Raw genomic sequence first — 16,289 nt, 5'->3', positions numbered from 1 at the left:
GCGAGGGCGTCATGCAATTGCCCAGGGATGTGCTAGCATCGCAAAATGGCCGAACCGGACGAAGACGCTGACGTCCGGGGGGACGATCTGAAGGGCCATCGCGGCCGCCTCCGCAAACGCCTGTTCGAAGGCGGCAGCGATGCATTGCTCGACCACGAACTCATCGAATACCTGCTCGCGATCGCTATCCCGCGCGGCGATACCAAGGCGCTCGCCAAGGCGCTAATGCGCGAGTTCGGCGGGATCGGCGGCGTGCTGACCGCGGATGCCGAGGCGCTCGGCCGGGTGAAGGGCATGGGCGACATCTCGACCGCGGCGATCAAGATCGCGCACGCCGCCGCGATCCGCCTCCTACAATCGCATGTCAGCGACCGCCCGGTGCTCGCCAACTGGCAAGCGCTGCTCGATTACCTCCGCGCGGACATGGCGCACCACGCGATCGAGCGCTTCCGGGTTCTGCATCTGAACACCAAGAACATGCTGATTCGCGACGAGGTGATGAGCAAGGGGTCGATCGACCAGGCCGCGGTGTACGTCCGCGAGGTCATCCGCCGCGCGATCGACCTCGGCTCTGCGTCGATCATCCTCGTCCACAATCACCCGAGCGGGGACCCCTCCCCCAGCCGCGCCGATATCGACATCACGCGGACGATCGCGGAGGCGGGCAAGCGGCTCGGCATCACCGTCCACGACCATATCGTGATGGGTACCGGCGGCCATGTCAGCCTGCGCGCGCAAGGGTTGATCTGACGCAATCAGATAAAGGAGAAACATCCGAAACTCCTCGTGCCTTTTCATCCGTATCTTCGTTGTCACGGCAAAGGAATTGCATGTGGATAACAAGTTGCACGACGAAGCCTCGGAGGTAACCGCCGAGCATGGTCAGGTCATGGTGGATGGCCCGGACGGGGTGGCGGTGTCATTGACACCCGACGCCGCGGCGGAAACCTCGGATCGGCTGCTGAACGCCGCTGTCGAGGCGCAGGGGCAGATCCTGGCGGAGACCCGCATTGCGAAAGATCGGGTGCGCAAAGCCGACTGATCTACCGCAAGTCGTAGCTCTCCGATCTATAGTAGCGATATGCGCAACTATCGACCGGAGACGCGATGCGCCAAATTCTATACATGAGTTCGAGCACCATAGCCGGCGACAAGGCCGATCTCGTGGGGATATTGCAGCAGTCCCGGCACAATAACGCGCTGCATGACATCACCGGATTGTTGTGGTCGGACGGCACGCATTTTCTTCAGGTGATCGAGGGACCGACCGCTTTCGTCGACGCGACGTTCGGTCGCATTACTAAGGACGATCGTCATTACGATCTGTCGCTCCAGCACAACATCCCGATCCACGAACGACAGTTCGGCGCCTGGACGATGGCACACCGGCGCGCGGACGATCCCGTCGATGCGTATGATGCGCGGATGCGGCGCCTGCTCAACGGCGCCTCGCAGCGGGTGCGCGATCCGTTCCTCGCGCTGATGGCGACGGGTTCGCTGGACGGCTGACGGAACGAAGGCCGCCGGGCGCGAACCCGACGGCCTCGATCCGTGCAATGGCACTTTAAGGAGGTGTCGTTGCCGTCAGCCCTGCGACAGGAAGCTGGTGACCTCGGTCTTGGTCAGCGACTTGCTCTTGTCGGTATCGGCCTGCGCGAAGGCGGCGGAGACCCATTTCTTGGTCTCGGGGGCGTCGGGCTTGGTCGACGGATCGGTCTTGCTCTTCAGTGCGACCATCCATCCGCCGAACTCGGTCGCACTGAGCTTCCCGTCGCCGTTCTTGTCGTAGGTCGGGAACTCGGTGTCGACGACCTGTGCGACCTGGCTGCCGGTCGCGGGCTGCTCGCGCGCGGCGGGTTGCATCGGCACTGCATCGGTTGGCGTACCAGATGGGGCGGCCTGGCCGACAGCAGCACCGCCCGACGCCGAAGTCTGCGGGGATGTCATGGTCGTCTGCGCCAATACGGGTGCAGCAACCAGTACCGCGCCGGCCAGCATAGCATATTTCAACATTGCGTCTCTCCGGTAGTGTTCTACGCGTCTACTTAAGCGATTTTGCGACCATGCCCGATATATACTCGGCATCGCGAACCGCTTGCTAACTCTATACACGCGACATACCCGGATTTATACCTCGCGACGGGTGTTTGAACCTTCCCCTGCGTCCTGCTACCGCGTTTCGCATGCAACCGCGGGCCGAACGGCACGCGACGCGCCCTACCCTTCACGCTCCCGAGGAAACCCGATGGTCCCCCGCTATTCCCGCCCCGACATGGTCGCGATCTGGACGCCCGAAGCGCGCTTCAAGATCTGGTTCGAGATCGAGGCACACGCCACCGACGCGCTCGCCGAACTCGGCGTGGTCCCCAAGGAAGCCGCTGCCGCGATCTGGGAAAAGGGCGCGTTCGAGGTCGACCGGATCGACGAGATCGAGCGCGAGACCAAGCATGACGTCATCGCCTTCCTGACCAACGTCGCCGAGCATGTCGGCCCCGAGGCGCGCTTCATGCACCAGGGCATGACCTCGTCCGACGTGCTCGACACGTGCCTGGCCGTGCAGCTGGCGAAGGCGAGCGACATCCTGATCGCCGATCTCGATGCGCTGCTGGTGGTGCTCGAACGCCGCGCGCGCGAGCACAAGATGACGCCGACGATCGGCCGCAGCCACGGCATCCACGCCGAGCCGGTGACGTTCGGGCTGAAGCTCGCCCAGGCGCATGCCGAGTTCGCGCGCAACCGCGCGCGGTTGGTGGCGGCGCGCGAGGACGTCGCGACCTGCGCAATCTCGGGCGCGGTGGGCACGTTCGCGAACATCGATCCGTTCGTGGAAGAGTATGTCGCGGGCAAGCTCGGCCTGTCGGTCGAGCCGGTCTCGACGCAGGTGATTCCGCGCGATCGTCATGCAATGTTCTTCGCGACCTTGGGCGTGATCGCCAGCTCGATCGAGCGGCTCGCGACCGAAGTACGTCACCTGCAGCGCACCGAAGTGCTCGAGGCGGAGGAGTTCTTCTCGCCCGGCCAGAAGGGTTCGTCGGCGATGCCGCACAAGCGCAACCCGGTGCTGACCGAAAACCTGACTGGTCTCGCGCGGATGGTGCGCGGGTATGTGACGCCGGCAATGGAGAACGTCGCGCTCTGGCATGAGCGCGACATCTCGCACTCGTCGGTCGAGCGCTATATCGGCCCCGACGCGACGATCACGCTCGACTTCGCGCTCGCGCGGCTGACCGGCGTGATGGACAAGCTGGTCGTGTACCCAGAGCGTATGTTGAAGAACCTCAACAAGATGGGTGGCCTCGTCCATTCGCAGCGCGTGCTGCTGGCGCTGACGCAGGCGGGGGTGAGCCGCGAGGACGCGTATCGCCTCGTGCAGCGCAACGCGATGAAGGTGTGGGATTCGGATGGCGCGCTCTCGCTGCTCGAGCTGCTGAAGGCGGATCCGGAAGTGACGCTGTCGGATGCGGAGCTCGAGGACAAGTTCGACCTCGGCTATCATCTGAAGCACGTCGACACGATCTTCGCGCGGGTGTTCGGCGCGGCCTGAAGTCACCGAAAGAGATACATTCCCCCCTCCCTGAAAGGAGGGGTTGGGGGTGGGTTGGCCAGTTCGAGCCACCTCCGTCTGGAATTTGCGGAAACCGACCCACCCCCTGCCCCTCCCTTCCAGGGAGGGGAGCGCGTCGTGGTCGGGCAAATGTGTCGCCCAAGCAGCCTCAAAGTGCACGCAACGCAATTGCGATTACGTGTTACAAAATTGCGACAGCACGCAACTATGCCCATATCCCGCTTGCCGGATATTGTTCCGGCATCGGAGACCTACCCATGCGCATGTTCGAAACCGTGACCAGCACCATGCTGGCGATCGCGGCTCAAGCGCTGGTGGTCGGGGTGGTCATCACCGCCTTCTGATCCATCGGCCCGCCCGCCCCCTTCCGAGGGGGCGCGGCTAGGGCCCGAGTTTTCGCGCGGTCTATCTGGCTGCGTAAGTACCTGACTTAGAACCAAATCGATTTCCTCGCGTTCAAAACGCGCAACAAGGAGATCGTATCATGTCGAAACCCATTCTCATCGCCGCCGCGTTTGCCATGGCCGCAATGGCCAGCGCGCCCGCCTTTGCCGACGAACCGGGTCGCGGCTGGATCAGCAGCGCGCGCGTGACGGCGATGCTCGCCAAGCGCGGTTACAACGTCACCAAGATCGAGGCCGACGATGGCCATTGGGAAGGGGAAGCCGCGCGCCGTGGCGCGAAGTACGAATTCCACGTCGACCCGCATAACGGCAAGGTGACGAAGCTGGAGCGCGATCGCGACTGATCCGTCGTAAGTGAGCCCCCTACCGATCCTCCCCCGCCAGGGGGAGGTGTCGCCGAAGGTGGCGGAGGGAGAGGACACGGAACATCCGGTTGCGCTTGCCTCCCCCTCCGTCTGGCAAGAGCCAGCCACCTCCCCCTGGTGGGGGAGGATTCAAGCGATGCCGGTCAGGTCTTTGGCTACCGCTTGCGCGGATAGCGGGCGGCGAACTCATCGTCGGACATCACCAGATAGCGGATCATGTCGATCAACGCCCACGGCGCGCTGATGACGACGCCGACGACCGTGAGCGTGAGCACCAGCATGACGATCCCCGAGCCGGTCCGGCCGAGGTAGAAGCGGTGGATGCCGAGCGTGCCGATCACGAACGCCATGACTGCGGCGACGTATTTGTTGCGATCGTTGGTGGGGAGGGCCGCCGGCGGAACGGCGCGACGCGGGCTCGGCGCAGTCGGCATCGGGAAGACGCTGAGCGCGCGATCGTTGGCAGCCTCGAAATCAACTTCCAAACCGATCGCGGGTTCGCCGCGATGCGCCCAGTCTTCGCGCGCGAACCGGTACCGCTGTCCGTCCTGTCCCGCGACGAGCCCTTCGCCCGTGCGGGGATCGACGCCTAAAACCTGTCCGCGCATATCATTCCTCGGTGTTCGTTTCGCATTCTGGCGGATGATGCGGATCAGGCAAGCTCGAACTCACTCCCGGTGTCAGGCGGCAAGCGCGGTTTGACGCCAATGTCTGTCGTCGTCGTTGTCTGCATTCGTCGATCGCTTCTTCCGCGAGCGGATCGCACGCTTGTGCGCTTTTGCAGCCGGGCGACGAGTGAAGACCTCGAGCCAGCGCGTCGTGAAACCTCGAACGCGCAGACTGGATGCCGCAGCGGCCAGCGCCATGAGAATGTCGACATAGGCCGAAATCTCGAACGTCGTGATCCAGATCGCTACATCGGGGGCGGCCAGAGTGAGCAGCCTGATACCGTCGCCTTCGCCGACGAGCGTGACCATCGCGGCCGTCAGCATCAGCAGGAACATGACGGCGGCATCGCCCCGCGTGAACCGTGCCAACCGCGCCGCAGGCCTATCGATCAGTACTCGGCGCATTGCGTTGCCGATTGGCGTCTGGGGGGCGGTGGCCATGACCAGCCAACAGGCCATCGCAGTGAAAAGACATGCCAGCATTGCGCCCCCCTTTAGATCTATATGGTAGCTCGGTTCATTCCCCGGCGAACACGCCCTTCAGCTTGGCGAAGAAGCCCTGGCTGGCCGGGCACTCGTCACCCGTTTCCGTCTCGCGGAACATCTCGAGCAGTTCCTTCTGGCGGTTGCTGAGACGCGTGGGGGTTTCGACGTCGATCTGGACGACGAGGTCGCCGTGGCCGCGGCCTTGCAGGACGGGCATGCCGGCGCCGCGTTGGCGGAGTTGCTTGCCCGACTGGATACCGGCGGGAATCTTCACCTCGTGCGTGCGGCCGTCGAGGCCGGGGATCGACAGCGATCCGCCGAGCGACGCGACCGTGAAGCTGATCGGTGCGCGCGCGAAGAGCGTGGTTCCCTCGCGCTCGAACAGATTGTGCTTGGTCACGTGGAGGAAGATGTAAAGATCGCCGGACGGCGCGCCGCGGGCGCCCGCCTCGCCTTCGCCCGACATGCGGATCCGCGTGCCCTCGTCGACGCCTGGGGGCACGTTGATCGACAGCGTCTTGGTCTTCTCGACGCGACCTTCGCCGCGGCAATCGGGGCACGGGTCGGCGATGACTTCGCCCGCGCCGTTGCAGACCGGGCAGGCGCGCTCGACCACGAAGAAGCCTTGCTGCGCGCGCACCTTGCCGTGACCGCCGCAATGCTGGCAGGTCTTAGCCCGCGTACCGGCCTTGGCACCCGAGCCGTCGCAGGTGTCGCAGAGCGCGGAGACGTCGATCGTGATCTCGGTCGTCTTGCCGTGGAAGGCTTCCTCCAGGCTGACTTCCATGTCGTAGCGCAGGTCCGCGCCGCGTCGCGCAGCCGAGCGACCGCCGTCGCGCTGTGCGCCGCCCATGAATTCGCCGAAGACGCTTTCGAAGATGTCGCTGAAGCCACCGAAATCCTGCGCGCCGCCACCGTGACCGCCACCGCCGCCGCCATTCTGGAACGCAGCGTGGCCGAAGCGATCATAGGCCGCGCGCTTCTGCGGATCCTTGAGGCACTCATAGGCCTCGCTGACCGCCTTGAACTGCGCTTCGGAATCCTTGCAGCCGGCATTCTTGTCCGGGTGATACTTCATCGCGAGCTTGCGGTAGGACGACTTGATCGTCCCCGCATCCGCGGTCCGCTCGCATTCGAGCAGTTCGTAATAATCTGTCTGGGTACTCATGATCTCAAGCCCTCTCCCCTCCGGGGAGAGGGTTGGGAGAGGGGCGCCACACGCGGCCCCTCTCGGTACTGCCCCTCACCCCGACCCTCTCCCCGACGGGGAGAGGGGGACGTCGGTTACGCCTTCGGGTTGTCGTCGACTTCCGAGAACTCGGCATCGACGACGTCGTCGTCCTTCTTCGCGCCATTGCCATCAGCCGACGGCGAAGCGTCCGCCTGGGCCTGCTTCTCGTAGATCGCCTGGCCGAGCTTCATCGCGACCTGGGCGAGCGCGGTGCTCTTCTCAGTCATCGCGTCCGCATCGCCGCTCTCGACCGCAGCCTTGGTCGCGTCGATCGCGGCCTGGATCTCGGTCTTCAGCGACTCGTCGACCTTGTCGCCGTTATCCGCCAGCTGGCGCTCGGTGGTGTGGACCAGCGACTCGGCGTTGTTCTTCGCCTCGGCGCCCGCACGACGCTTCTTGTCCTCCTCGGCGAAGGTCTCGGCATCGCGGACCATCTGGTCGATGTCGTTGTCCGAAAGACCACCCGACGCCTGGATGCGGATCTGCTGCTCCTTGCCGGTGCCCTTGTCCTTGGCCGAAACGCTGACCAGACCGTTCGCATCGATGTCGAACGTGACCTCGATCTGCGGCACGCCGCGCGGTGCGGGCGGGATGCCGACGAGATCGAAATTGCCGAGCATCTTGTTGTCGGCCGCCATCTCGCGCTCGCCCTGGAAAACGCGGATCGTCACCGCGCCCTGGTTGTCGTCGGCGGTCGAGTAGGTCTGCGACTTCTTGGTCGGGATCGTCGTGTTGCGATCGATCATCCGGGTGAACACGCCACCCAGCGTCTCGATGCCGAGCGACAGCGGCGTCACGTCGAGCAGCAGCACGTCCTTGACGTCGCCCTGCAGCACGCCGGCCTGGATCGCGGCGCCCATCGCGACGACCTCGTCCGGGTTGACGCCAGTGTGCGGCTCCTTGCCGAAGAACTGCTTCACGACTTCACGCACGCGCGGCATGCGCGTCATGCCGCCGACGAGCACGACTTCCGAAATGTCCTCGGGCTTCAGGCCGCCATCTGCGAGCGCCTTGCGGCAAGGCTCGAGCGTACGCTTGACCAGATCCTCGACCATCCGCTCCAGGTCGGCGCGGGTGATCGACTTGACCAGATGCTTCGGGCCGTTCTGGTCCGCGGTGATGAAGGGCAGGTTGACCTCGGTCGACTGCGCCGAGCTGAGCTCGATCTTCGCCTTCTCGGCCGCTTCCTTCAGACGCTGCAGCGCCAGCTTGTCCTTGGCGAGGTCGATACCCTCGGCCTTCTTGAACTCGTCGGCGAGGTACTGGACGATCTTGTTGTCGAAATCCTCACCGCCGAGGAAGGTATCGCCGTTGGTGGCCTTCACCTCGAACACGCCGTCGCCGATTTCTAGCACCGAGATGTCGAACGTGCCGCCGCCGAGATCGTAGACTGCGATCGTCTTGCCGTCCTGCTTGTCGAGGCCGTAAGCCAACGCCGCCGCGGTCGGCTCGTTGATGATGCGCAGCACTTCGAGGCCGGCGATCTGGCCGGCATCCTTGGTTGCCTGGCGCTGCGCGTCGTTGAAGTACGCCGGCACGGTGATGACCGCCTGCGTGACCGTCTCGCCGAGATACGACTCAGCGGTTTCCTTCATCTTCTGCAGCGTGAACGCCGAAATCTGCGACGGCGAGTAATCCTTGCCGCCCGCCGAAACCCATGCGTCGCCGTTCGGCCCGCGCGAGATCTTGTACGGGACCAGCTCGGTGTCCTTCTTGGTGATCGGATCGTCGAAGCGACGGCCGATCAGGCGCTTCACCGCGAAGATGGTGTTGTCGCCGTTCGTCACTGCCTGCCGCTTGGCCGGCTGGCCGACCAGTCGCTCGCCATCCTTGGCGAACGCGACGATCGACGGCGTGGTGCGCGCGCCCTCGGAATTCTCGATGACCTTGGGCTTGCCGCCTTCCATGACGGAAACGCAGCTGTTGGTCGTGCCGAGATCGATACCGATTACTTTAGCCATGAGTTCTGATTAGCCCCTCACTTGAAACGAAAATACGAAACCGGTTCCACCCCGTTACGGCAGTGGAACCTTTCTGATGATGGGCGCGATATAGGTGGCCTCGCGCTTGCCGCAAGATTGTACCCGTCATAGGATGCGCAAGAGGCAGGGCCCGGGGAAAAGTAACCTATGCGTATCGTTTTCGGACTGGGTGTTGCCGCGATGGCACTAGCGTCGTGCTCGCCGCCGAAGGAACTGTCGGTCGACGGCGCCTGGGTGCGGCTCGGCGCGGTCACCGGGCGGCCCGCGGCGGCGTATTTCACGGTGCATGGGGGGCCCACACCTGCGACGCTGATCTCGGCCACGACCGACGTCGCGATCAAGTCGGAGATGCACGAGACGATGGACAAAGGCGGCATGTCGACGATGACGCCGCTGACCCGCGTGGAGATTCCGGCGAACACGGATGTGGCGTTCGCGCCGGGCGGGCGGCACGTGATGCTGTTCGACATGAACTCGGGGATCAAGCCCGCCGATCGCGTGACGCTCACGTTCGCGTTTGCCGATGGGACGCGGATCATCAACAACGCGACCGTAGTCGCGGCGGGAACCCCGGTAGGGAAGTGACCCGAGCAGGCTCAAAGCGCACGCTGACCGAGGGGGAGACGGCGCTCGCAGCATCGGTGTTCGGGGGCGCGATCGATTACTCTTCGGTGAGTTTGGCGCGCAGCAAATGGGCGTTCTTCCAGCCGCGCGATACGGTGATGGCACCGCGCGGCTGCATCCACTTCCACCCCAAGGGCGACCTCTGGTGCGACGACTTCGCGCACGCGAACCTGACATTGCAGGGGCTGTTCGTCCACGAGATGACGCACATCTGGCAGCACCAGCGCGGCGTGTTCCTGCCCTTGGCGCGGCATCCCTGGTGTCGGTACGACTATGCGTTCCGGCCTGGGGTGGCGCTGCACCGCTACGGCATCGAGCAACAGGGCGAGATCGTCCGGCATGCGTTCCTGCTGCGCGCGGGGGCAAAGGTAGCGGGCGCACCGCCGCTTGCGCAATACGAGACGGTGCTGCCGTTTACGCCGTTAGCGTCGGCCTGACGTCCACGACCCCGTCCCCGTTCACTCCCCCACCGTCATCCCAGCGAAAGCTGGGATCTCAAGCGGCGAGGGCGCGCGCTATCACGGGGAGATGCCAGCTTTCGCTGGGATGACGGACGTTTTGTTACAGCCAGTTACGCCCATCCGCCCCGGCACACCCATAAGGCGGCAACTGGCCCGGGAACCGCGCCTGCATCTTGTGGCAGCCCCAGGCGCGCATCGGTCCCGGCGCGTAGCCGTTCAACGCGATGCCGACCTCGTCATACGGGCTCGAACCCTGCGCAACGTACATGTACCAACGTCCGCCGAACATCACCGCCGCCGCGATGAGCACGACGCAAACGACCTGGACGATTTTCTGCATTGGGAACCCCTTTTGTAAATAAGGGCGCCCCGTTGCAGCCAACATGGATCAATTTCAACCACCGATCTGGTAGATCGAGACCCACCCGATCGGCAGAAATGCGCCGTTTACAGCGCGTCGAAATCGATAGGTCGTGTCCTATCAAGCGCTTGCGGTGCCTCGGGCATCGGATATTTCAGTCCGGACGCGCAGTTGAAAAGAACGACCTTGTCGTCCTCGTCGACCAACCCGGTGTTCAGCGCCTGATGATAGGCGGCCAACGTCGCACCGCCCTCGGGGCACAGCAGCAGCCCGTCCTGCTTCGCCGCCGCATCGACCGCCTTCAGGATCGCCGGATCGCCGACCGCCAATGCCTGCCCGCCGCTCTCGCGTACCGCGCGGAGGATCAGGAAGTCACCGACCGCCTTCGGCACGCGAATGCCCGCCGCGACGGTGCTCGCATCTTCCCAACGTTCGGCATGCTCCTCGCCCGCCTCGAACGCGCGGACGATCGGCGCGCAGCCGCTCGCCTGCACCGCGAACATCTTCGGGCGCTCGGAGCCGATCCAGCCGAGCTTCTCGAGTTCGTCGAACGCCTTCCACATGCCGATCAGCCCGGTGCCGCCGCCAGTCGGGTAGAAGATCGCGTCGGGCAGTTTCCAGCCGAACTGCGCGGCGAGTTCGAGCCCCATCGTCTTCTTGCCCTCGATCCGATAGGGCTCCTTGAGCGTCGAGAAATCGAACCAGCGGCCTTCCGCGGCGCCCTTCCCCACGATCGCGCCGCAATCGTCGATCAACCCGTTGACCCGCCAGACGCGCGCGCCCTGCATCGCAATCTCGCGGACGTTGATCTCGGGCGTGTCGTCGGGGCAGAACACGATCGTCTCGATCCCGCAGCGGGTGGCGTACGCCGCCAGCGCCGCGCCCGCATTGCCGTTGGTCGGCATCGCGATCTTCGTGACGCCCAACTCCTTCGCCATCGCGACGGCCATGACGAGGCCTCGAGCTTTGAAGCTGCCGGTTGGGAGGCGGCCTTCGTCCTTGACCAACACGTTGGGGCCGCCGGACTTGGTCAGCGGCACCAGCGGCGTCTCGATCTCGCCGAGGCTGACGATGTTGGACGTGTGGCGCACGGGAAGCAGTTCGCGCCAGCGCCACAGGTCTGTCGGCCGAGCCTCGATCGTGTCTCGCGAAATCGTCGATCGCACGGCGTCGAGGTCGTAGCGCACTAGCAACGGCCGCCCCGCACGCGACAGCCCATGAAGCTGATCCGCCTCGTACCGCTCGCCGGTGATCGAGCATTCGAGATGCGTGACGAAGGTCTGGCGATCGGTCGTGAGGTTCTGGTTCATCGCTGCTCTCCCCCCTCCCTGGAAGGGAGGGGTCGGGGGTGGGTCGGTCTGGGGCGGGCGCACCGATAGCCAACTGGCCGACCCACCCCCAGCCCCTCCCTGTCAGGGAGGGGAGCAAGACGGTGTCAGCCAGCTTTGGCGACGCCGACCATGGCGGGACGCAGCAGGCGGTCCTTGATCATGTAGCCCGCCTGCATCTCCTGGACGATCGTGCCTGGCGGCTGGTCGCTCGGCATTTCCAGCATCGCCTGGTGCTTGTTCGGATCGAGCATCTGGCCCTCGGCCGCGATCTTGGTGATGCCGTGGCGCTGGAACACGCTCTCCAGCTCGCGACCAGTCGCTTCGAGCCCGGTGACGAGGCCCTTCATCTTGTCATCCGCACGCAGGTCCGCGGGGATCGCCGACAGGCCGCGCGACAGGTTGTCGGCAACCGACAGCACGTCGCGCGCAAATGCCGTCGCGGCATAGGCGCGCGCGTCCTGCGCTTCCTTCTCCGCGCGGCGGCGGACGTTCTGGATCTCGGCCTGCGCGTAGAGGACGTTCTGCTTGGCTTCGGCGAGCTGATTCTCGAGCTCGGCGACGCGGTCGTTCGAGGCCACCTCAGGCGCGGCTTCGGCGGTCTCTTCGCGCAGGTCTGCAGGCGTGTTCTGGTCGATGTCGGACATGGTTTTCCCTATAATTTGGGCCGGCTCAACCCATCAACCGGGCGAGCGTTGCAGCCGTGAAATCCACCATGGGCACGACGCGCGCATAGTTCAACCGCGTGGGGCCGATCACGCCGACCACGCCGACCACCCGACCGTCCAATCCGCGGAACGGTCGGGCGATCACCGAAGACCCTGACAACGCGAACAGTTTGGTCTCCGCGCCAATGAAAATTCGTGTCGAATCACCGGCCCGCGCGCTGTCCAGAAGCGATGCGACTTCCTGCTTTCCCTCTAGATCGTCGAGGAGGTCGCGGACCCGGTCGAGGTCGGCGGCGGCGGCGGCGTCGATCAGCCGTCCCTGCCCGCGCACGATCAGCACCGGGCGGCGATCCGCATCCTCGCTCCACACCGCGATCCCACGCTCGACCAGCGTCCGCGCCGCGCCGTCGAGCGCCGCCTGCCCGTCCGCCAGCTCGCGCTCGATCCGGGTCCGCGCATCCGCCAGCGTCAGGCCGCCGAGCGTCGCCGACATGTAGTTGCCCGCCTCGACCAGCGCCGACGGCGACATGCCCTTCGGCAGCGCGATCACGCGGTTCTCGACCGAGCCGTCCTCGCTGACCAGCACCGCCAGCGCCTGTTCGGGCGACAACGCGACGAACGCGATCTGGCGCAGCTTCAGTTCGCGCTTGGGCACCATCACCAGCCCGGCGCAGGCCGACAGCCCGGAGAGCGCGAGCGTGGTGGCGGCGAGCGCCTCCTCGACCGGGCCACCGACGCCCGCACGCGCCTCGATCGTCTGGCGTTCCTCGAACGACGGTTCCATCGCCTGCATCATGCCGTCGACGAACAGCCGCAGGCCCCGGTCGGTCGGCATCCGGCCCGCGCTGGTATGCGGGCTGGCAAGCAAGCCGAGGCCTTCGAGCTCGCCCATGACCCCGCGAATCGAGGCGGGCGAAAGGCTGAGGCCGGTCAGTTGCGCGATCGTCTTCGACCCGACCGGCGTGCCGCTGGCGAGGTAGCTGTCGACGACGGCGCGAAAAATGTCGCGCGCGCGATCGGTCAGTTCGGTGACGGGGGGCGTGGCCATCGCTTTGATCTAGGGCGGATCGACAGGCGTACAAAGAGGAATGCACCCTCCTCACCCGTCATCCTGACGAAAGTCAGGATCCAGAGCCACGAAGGATAGCACTCGGTTACCCTGGGTCCTGACTTTCGTCAGGATGACGGCGGTGGTTGGGCTGGCGAGCGACCAAACGAAAGGCTAGGCAGCGGGCAACCACTCACTCCCGTTAGGATAAGACTATGCGCCCATCCGGCCGCGCCCCAGACCAGATGCGTGCGATCACGATCGAGCCGCGCTTCACCAAGCATGCCGAAGGCTCCGTCCTGATCGGCTTCGGCGACACGAAAGTGCTCGTCACCGCCAGCGTCGAGGAGAAGGTCCCGCCGTTCATGCGCGGCAAGGGCGAAGGCTGGGTGACAGCGGAATACGGCATGCTCCCGCGCGCCACCAACACGCGCAACAACCGCGAGGCCGCCAAGGGCAAGCAGTCGGGGCGCACGCAGGAAATTCAGCGGCTGATCGGGCGTTCGCTTCGCGCGGTCGTCGACCTGAAGCTGCTCGGCGAGCGCCAGATCGTGATCGACTGCGACGTGATCCAGGCGGATGGCGGCACGCGCACCGCGTCGATCTCGGGCGGCTGGGTCGCGCTGCGGCTCGCGATCGACGGCCTGCTCGCGAGCGGCAAGCTGACCGCCGACCCGCTGACGCAGAAGGTCGCGGCGATCAGCTGCGGCATCTACCAGGGCAATCCGGTGCTCGACCTCGACTATATCGAGGATTCGGGCGCGGATGCGGATGCGAACTTCGTACTGCTCGAAAACGGCAACATCGCCGAGGCGCAGGCGACCGCCGAGGGCGCGACCTATGACGAGGAGGCGCTGCTTCGCCTGCTCCGCCTCGCGCGGATCGGCTGCACCGACATCTTCGCGGCGCAAGCCAAGGCTGTCGCCAAGTGAGCGGCGAAGGCAAGGAACCGCAGGCGATCCGCAAGCTCGCTCCCGGCAAGCTGGTCATCGCCAGCCACAACAAGGGCAAGGTTCGCGAGATCGCTGCCTTGCTCGAAGGGCGGGGGCTCGAAGTCGTCTCCGCCGCCGAGCTCGACCTGCCGGAGCCCGTCGAGACGGGCACGACCTTCTTCGCGAACGCCGAGCTGAAGGCGCGCTCGGCCGCCGACCTGTCGGGCTACCCCGCCCTCGCGGACGATAGCGGGCTGTGCGTCGACGCGCTGAACGGCGATCCGGGCGTCTACACCGCCGACTGGGCGGAGACCCCGAACGGTCGCGACTGGAACATGGCGATGCAGAAGGTCGAGGACGCGGTCATCGCCAAGGGGCCGGATGCGACGCGCGGCGCGCATTTCGTTAGCGTGCTGGCGCTGGCTTGGCCGGACGGTCATGTCGAATGGTTCGAGGGGCGTGCCGAGGGGACGCTCGTCTGGCCGCCGCGTGGGAATGTCGGGTTCGGGTATGATCCGGTGTTTGTGCCGCTGGGCTACGACCAGACCTATGCCGAACTGCCGCACGAGACGAAGAACGCGATCAGCCATCGGAACGAGGCGTTCAAGTTGCTGGAAGCCGCAGTGTTCTGAGAGACTTACTTCCCGTTCCCCCGCGAAAGCGGGGGGCCAGGAGCCACGAATGTCCCGCTCGTGAACCTGGGCTCCCGCCTTCGCGGGAGAACGATAGGGGCTGACCCTGTTTAAACCGCGATCAGTTGCTTCTCGGGCCACGTCACCGCAGGCAGCGCTTCGAACGCCGGTTTCGCCAGGAAATACCCTTGGATATACCGTACGCCCAAACCACGCAGCGCCTCGAATTCGCCAAGCGTCTCCACCCCCTCGGCAATCACCGTGATCCCCAGCGCGGTGCACATCCGCAGCATACCCTCGACGATCATCCGCCGCGGCAGGCTCGTATCGATGTCGCGAATCAGCTCCATGTCGAGCTTGATGATGTCCGGCTGGAACCGCGCGAGCAGGTTCAATCCGGCATGCCCTGCACCGAAATCGTCGAGCGCGGTGCCGAAACCCATCTTCTGATACGTCGCGATGATGTTCGCGACATGCGCGGGGTCGAGCATCTCCTCGTTCTCGGTGAACTCGAAGATGAGGCGATCGGTCGGCATCCCGACGGCGCCCGCGGTCTTGAGCGTCAACTGGATGCACGCGGCCGGCGAATAGACCGCGTTCGGGAGGAAGTTGATCGACAGTCGGGCGGGCGTATCGAGCAGCCCGGCCTTCACCGAAGCCTCGATCGCGCGCACCCGGCATTGCTGGTCGAACGCGTACAGATTCGCGCCATCGACCTGCGACAAGACGCTCGCCGCCGACTGACCCTCGGGACCACGCACGAGCGCTTCGTAGGCGAAGACGGTCTCGGTCTCGACGTCGACGATCGGCTGGAACGCCATCGAGAAGGCAAACGACAGGCCGGCACCATCACGGCATCCGACACAGCCACCGGGCCGAACGCCATCGGGTTTGGATACTGGTATCATTAAAACAGGTTAGCCGACGATCGCTTAAGAAAGTGCGACCAATGTGGGTCTGCCAGCTTGCTCCAGGTCAATAGGCGCGCTCGCCAAATACGTTGCCGGGCGGCGAGTAGCGGCACACCAGATAGTCGTCGGTCTTGTTGCTCGCCATCGCGCAGCCGACCTGCGTCGAGCCGCGCCAGACGATCTGCGTATAGTGCGCGACGTCCTCGAAATTGCCGGTGCGGCTGAATCCGGGGGTCGGCATATTGATGAAATCGCGCTTCTCGGCGACCCAGTGCCCCATCATCTCGGTGTAGGCATAGGCATAGCGCGTGCCGGTCCACAGGTTTTCGCCTTCGCGCGACATGCCCTGCGGTTGCGGGGCGTGCGCGAATTTGCCGGTCCGCGCCATCTCCTCGGCATAGGCGCGCGCGGTAGCCGCCAGCGTATCGCTCCAGGTAAGCGGCGCCACGCCGACGGCGGCGCGTGCGGCATTGTGGCCGTCCATCATCGTGGTCTTAAGCAGGCTCGCACCGCGCGGTGCCGGCGCCATCGATTCGCGCGGCTCGACGACACGCTCGGGGCCCTGCGCGCAGCCCGCCAGCAAAAGCGCCCCGGCGATCGCCAAACCCATCCGTGCCGTCATT

At 65.2% G+C, this 16,289-nt stretch carries 21 protein-coding genes; 10 read left to right on the top strand and 11 right to left on the bottom strand.

All coding sequences use genetic code 11. From position 1 onward, the window contains the following. Positions 1 to 45: 45 nt before the first annotated feature. From radC to C8J25_RS10745, 3 genes are all read left to right on the top strand, one after another. A complete protein-coding gene (gene radC, locus C8J25_RS10755) occupies positions 46 to 750 on the top strand; it encodes a RadC family protein (protein WP_107954430.1) in 705 nt (234 codons plus the stop codon). A gap of 82 nt (positions 751 to 832) precedes the next feature. Next, a complete protein-coding gene (locus tag C8J25_RS10750) occupies positions 833 to 1,042 on the top strand; it encodes a hypothetical protein (RefSeq protein WP_244186988.1) in 210 nt (69 codons plus the stop codon). 65 nt (positions 1,043 to 1,107) lie between these two features. Beyond that, positions 1,108 to 1,509 (top strand): BLUF domain-containing protein, encoded by a 402-nt coding sequence (locus C8J25_RS10745; RefSeq protein ID WP_107954428.1) that lies wholly within the window; start codon positions 1,108 to 1,110, stop codon positions 1,507 to 1,509. A 75-nt stretch (positions 1,510 to 1,584) separates the two neighbouring features. On the opposite strand, the gene C8J25_RS10740 is transcribed toward C8J25_RS10745, so the two are convergent. Further along, positions 1,585 to 2,013: an EF-hand domain-containing protein gene (locus tag C8J25_RS10740; RefSeq protein ID WP_107954427.1), complete on the bottom strand. Its 429-nt coding sequence runs from the start codon at positions 2,011 to 2,013 to the stop codon at positions 1,585 to 1,587. A gap of 232 nt (positions 2,014 to 2,245) precedes the next feature. Here C8J25_RS10740 and purB point away from each other — a divergent pair, with 232 nt between their 5' ends. From purB to C8J25_RS10730, 3 genes are all read left to right on the top strand, one after another. Continuing rightward, complete coding sequence (gene purB / locus C8J25_RS10735; RefSeq protein ID WP_107954426.1) at positions 2,246 to 3,544, top strand: adenylosuccinate lyase; 1,299 nt, start codon at positions 2,246 to 2,248, stop codon at positions 3,542 to 3,544. 152 nt (positions 3,545 to 3,696) lie between these two features. Further along, on the top strand, positions 3,697 to 3,909 hold the full coding sequence (locus tag C8J25_RS20290; RefSeq protein ID WP_146173329.1) for a hypothetical protein: 213 nt from the start codon (positions 3,697 to 3,699) through the stop codon (positions 3,907 to 3,909). A 140-nt stretch (positions 3,910 to 4,049) separates the two neighbouring features. Beyond that, positions 4,050 to 4,313, top strand: a complete 264-nt coding sequence (locus tag C8J25_RS10730; RefSeq protein ID WP_107954425.1) for a PepSY domain-containing protein — start codon at positions 4,050 to 4,052, stop codon at positions 4,311 to 4,313. A 176-nt stretch (positions 4,314 to 4,489) separates the two neighbouring features. Here the strand turns inward: C8J25_RS10730 and C8J25_RS10725 are convergent, their stop codons facing one another. The 4 genes from C8J25_RS10725 to dnaK form a co-directional block, all read right to left on the bottom strand. Continuing rightward, a complete protein-coding gene (locus tag C8J25_RS10725) occupies positions 4,490 to 4,942 on the bottom strand; it encodes a TM2 domain-containing protein (RefSeq protein ID WP_107954424.1) in 453 nt (150 codons plus the stop codon). Between the two features lie 72 nt (positions 4,943 to 5,014). Next, positions 5,015 to 5,338 (bottom strand): hypothetical protein, encoded by a 324-nt coding sequence (locus tag C8J25_RS10720; RefSeq protein ID WP_146173328.1) that lies wholly within the window; start codon positions 5,336 to 5,338, stop codon positions 5,015 to 5,017. A 181-nt stretch (positions 5,339 to 5,519) separates the two neighbouring features. Continuing rightward, positions 5,520 to 6,656 (bottom strand): molecular chaperone DnaJ, encoded by a 1,137-nt coding sequence (dnaJ, locus tag C8J25_RS10715; RefSeq protein WP_107954422.1) that lies wholly within the window; start codon positions 6,654 to 6,656, stop codon positions 5,520 to 5,522. A 116-nt stretch (positions 6,657 to 6,772) separates the two neighbouring features. After that, positions 6,773 to 8,680 carry a molecular chaperone DnaK gene (gene dnaK, locus C8J25_RS10710; protein WP_107954421.1) on the bottom strand — a complete coding sequence of 636 codons (1,908 nt, stop codon included), beginning with the start codon at positions 8,678 to 8,680 and terminating at the stop codon, positions 6,773 to 6,775. A 168-nt stretch (positions 8,681 to 8,848) separates the two neighbouring features. Here dnaK and C8J25_RS10705 point away from each other — a divergent pair, with 168 nt between their 5' ends. Both C8J25_RS10705 and C8J25_RS10700 read left to right on the top strand, forming a co-directional pair. Beyond that, positions 8,849 to 9,286 (top strand): copper chaperone PCu(A)C, encoded by a 438-nt coding sequence (locus C8J25_RS10705; RefSeq protein ID WP_208622573.1) that lies wholly within the window; start codon positions 8,849 to 8,851, stop codon positions 9,284 to 9,286. Beyond that, positions 9,283 to 9,762: a vgr related protein gene (locus C8J25_RS10700; protein WP_107954420.1), complete on the top strand. Its 480-nt coding sequence runs from the start codon at positions 9,283 to 9,285 to the stop codon at positions 9,760 to 9,762. The genes C8J25_RS10705 and C8J25_RS10700 overlap by 4 nt, the downstream gene beginning before the upstream one ends. Positions 9,763 to 9,886: 124 nt before the next feature. Here the strand turns inward: C8J25_RS10700 and C8J25_RS10695 are convergent, their stop codons facing one another. The 4 genes from C8J25_RS10695 to hrcA all read right to left on the bottom strand — a co-directional run bounded on the left by C8J25_RS10695 (position 9,887) and on the right by hrcA (position 13,191). Continuing rightward, positions 9,887 to 10,126, bottom strand: coding sequence for a hypothetical protein (locus C8J25_RS10695; RefSeq protein ID WP_107954419.1), 240 nt, complete (start codon positions 10,124 to 10,126; stop codon positions 9,887 to 9,889). Positions 10,127 to 10,233: 107 nt separating this feature from the next. Next, positions 10,234 to 11,457: a threonine synthase gene (locus C8J25_RS10690; RefSeq protein ID WP_107954418.1), complete on the bottom strand. Its 1,224-nt coding sequence runs from the start codon at positions 11,455 to 11,457 to the stop codon at positions 10,234 to 10,236. A 125-nt stretch (positions 11,458 to 11,582) separates the two neighbouring features. Further along, positions 11,583 to 12,122, bottom strand: a complete 540-nt coding sequence (gene grpE, locus C8J25_RS10685) for a nucleotide exchange factor GrpE (protein ID WP_107954417.1) — start codon at positions 12,120 to 12,122, stop codon at positions 11,583 to 11,585. Between the two features lie 25 nt (positions 12,123 to 12,147). Next, positions 12,148 to 13,191 carry a heat-inducible transcriptional repressor HrcA gene (gene hrcA, locus C8J25_RS10680; RefSeq protein WP_056055363.1) on the bottom strand — a complete coding sequence of 348 codons (1,044 nt, stop codon included), beginning with the start codon at positions 13,189 to 13,191 and terminating at the stop codon, positions 12,148 to 12,150. 215 nt (positions 13,192 to 13,406) lie between these two features. Between hrcA and rph the strand changes: the two genes are divergently transcribed. Then, positions 13,407 to 14,123, top strand: coding sequence for a ribonuclease PH (rph, locus tag C8J25_RS10675; RefSeq protein ID WP_056055360.1), 717 nt, complete (start codon positions 13,407 to 13,409; stop codon positions 14,121 to 14,123). Continuing rightward, entirely contained in the window at positions 14,120 to 14,755 is a 636-nt protein-coding gene (gene rdgB, locus C8J25_RS10670; RefSeq protein WP_107954416.1) for an RdgB/HAM1 family non-canonical purine NTP pyrophosphatase, read from the top strand. Before rph ends, rdgB begins: the two co-directional genes overlap by 4 nt. A 110-nt stretch (positions 14,756 to 14,865) precedes the next feature. Here rdgB and C8J25_RS10665 read toward each other — a convergent pair whose 3' ends face one another. Both C8J25_RS10665 and C8J25_RS10660 read right to left on the bottom strand, forming a co-directional pair. Further along, complete coding sequence (locus tag C8J25_RS10665; RefSeq protein ID WP_483009880.1) at positions 14,866 to 15,663, bottom strand: EAL domain-containing protein; 798 nt, start codon at positions 15,661 to 15,663, stop codon at positions 14,866 to 14,868. Between the two features lie 67 nt (positions 15,664 to 15,730). Then, complete coding sequence (locus tag C8J25_RS10660) at positions 15,731 to 16,288, bottom strand: CAP domain-containing protein (protein ID WP_107954414.1); 558 nt, start codon at positions 16,286 to 16,288, stop codon at positions 15,731 to 15,733. Position 16,289 lies beyond the last annotated feature (1 nt).

This window comes from Sphingomonas faeni (assembly GCF_003053745.1).
Lineage (GTDB): Bacteria > Pseudomonadota > Alphaproteobacteria > Sphingomonadales > Sphingomonadaceae > Sphingomonas > Sphingomonas faeni.
The sequence above is the reverse complement of the archived record's forward strand: the minus strand, read 5'-3'. Positions and strand labels throughout refer to the sequence as shown.

Coding starts and splice junctions, on each gene's coding strand:
- radC (WP_107954430.1), top strand. CDS start 46: ATGGCCGAACCGGACGAAGACGCTGACGTCCGGGGGGACGATCTGAAG.
- C8J25_RS10745 (WP_107954428.1), top strand. CDS start 1,108: ATGCGCCAAATTCTATACATGAGTTCGAGCACCATAGCCGGCGACAAG.
- C8J25_RS10740 (WP_107954427.1), bottom strand. CDS start 2,013: ATGTTGAAATATGCTATGCTGGCCGGCGCGGTACTGGTTGCTGCACCC.
- purB (WP_107954426.1), top strand. CDS start 2,246: ATGGTCCCCCGCTATTCCCGCCCCGACATGGTCGCGATCTGGACGCCC.
- C8J25_RS10730 (WP_107954425.1), top strand. CDS start 4,050: ATGTCGAAACCCATTCTCATCGCCGCCGCGTTTGCCATGGCCGCAATG.
- C8J25_RS10725 (WP_107954424.1), bottom strand. CDS start 4,942: ATGCGCGGACAGGTTTTAGGCGTCGATCCCCGCACGGGCGAAGGGCTC.
- C8J25_RS10720 (WP_146173328.1), bottom strand. CDS start 5,338: ATGTTCCTGCTGATGCTGACGGCCGCGATGGTCACGCTCGTCGGCGAA.
- dnaJ (WP_107954422.1), bottom strand. CDS start 6,656: ATGAGTACCCAGACAGATTATTACGAACTGCTCGAATGCGAGCGGACC.
- dnaK (WP_107954421.1), bottom strand. CDS start 8,680: ATGGCTAAAGTAATCGGTATCGATCTCGGCACGACCAACAGCTGCGTT.
- C8J25_RS10705 (WP_208622573.1), top strand. CDS start 8,849: ATGCGTATCGTTTTCGGACTGGGTGTTGCCGCGATGGCACTAGCGTCG.
- C8J25_RS10695 (WP_107954419.1), bottom strand. CDS start 10,126: ATGCAGAAAATCGTCCAGGTCGTTTGCGTCGTGCTCATCGCGGCGGCG.
- C8J25_RS10690 (WP_107954418.1), bottom strand. CDS start 11,457: ATGAACCAGAACCTCACGACCGATCGCCAGACCTTCGTCACGCATCTC.
- grpE (WP_107954417.1), bottom strand. CDS start 12,122: ATGTCCGACATCGACCAGAACACGCCTGCAGACCTGCGCGAAGAGACC.
- hrcA (WP_056055363.1), bottom strand. CDS start 13,191: ATGGCCACGCCCCCCGTCACCGAACTGACCGATCGCGCGCGCGACATT.
- rph (WP_056055360.1), top strand. CDS start 13,407: ATGCGCCCATCCGGCCGCGCCCCAGACCAGATGCGTGCGATCACGATC.
- C8J25_RS10665 (WP_483009880.1), bottom strand. CDS start 15,663: ATGATACCAGTATCCAAACCCGATGGCGTTCGGCCCGGTGGCTGTGTC.
- C8J25_RS10660 (WP_107954414.1), bottom strand. CDS start 16,288: ATGACGGCACGGATGGGTTTGGCGATCGCCGGGGCGCTTTTGCTGGCG.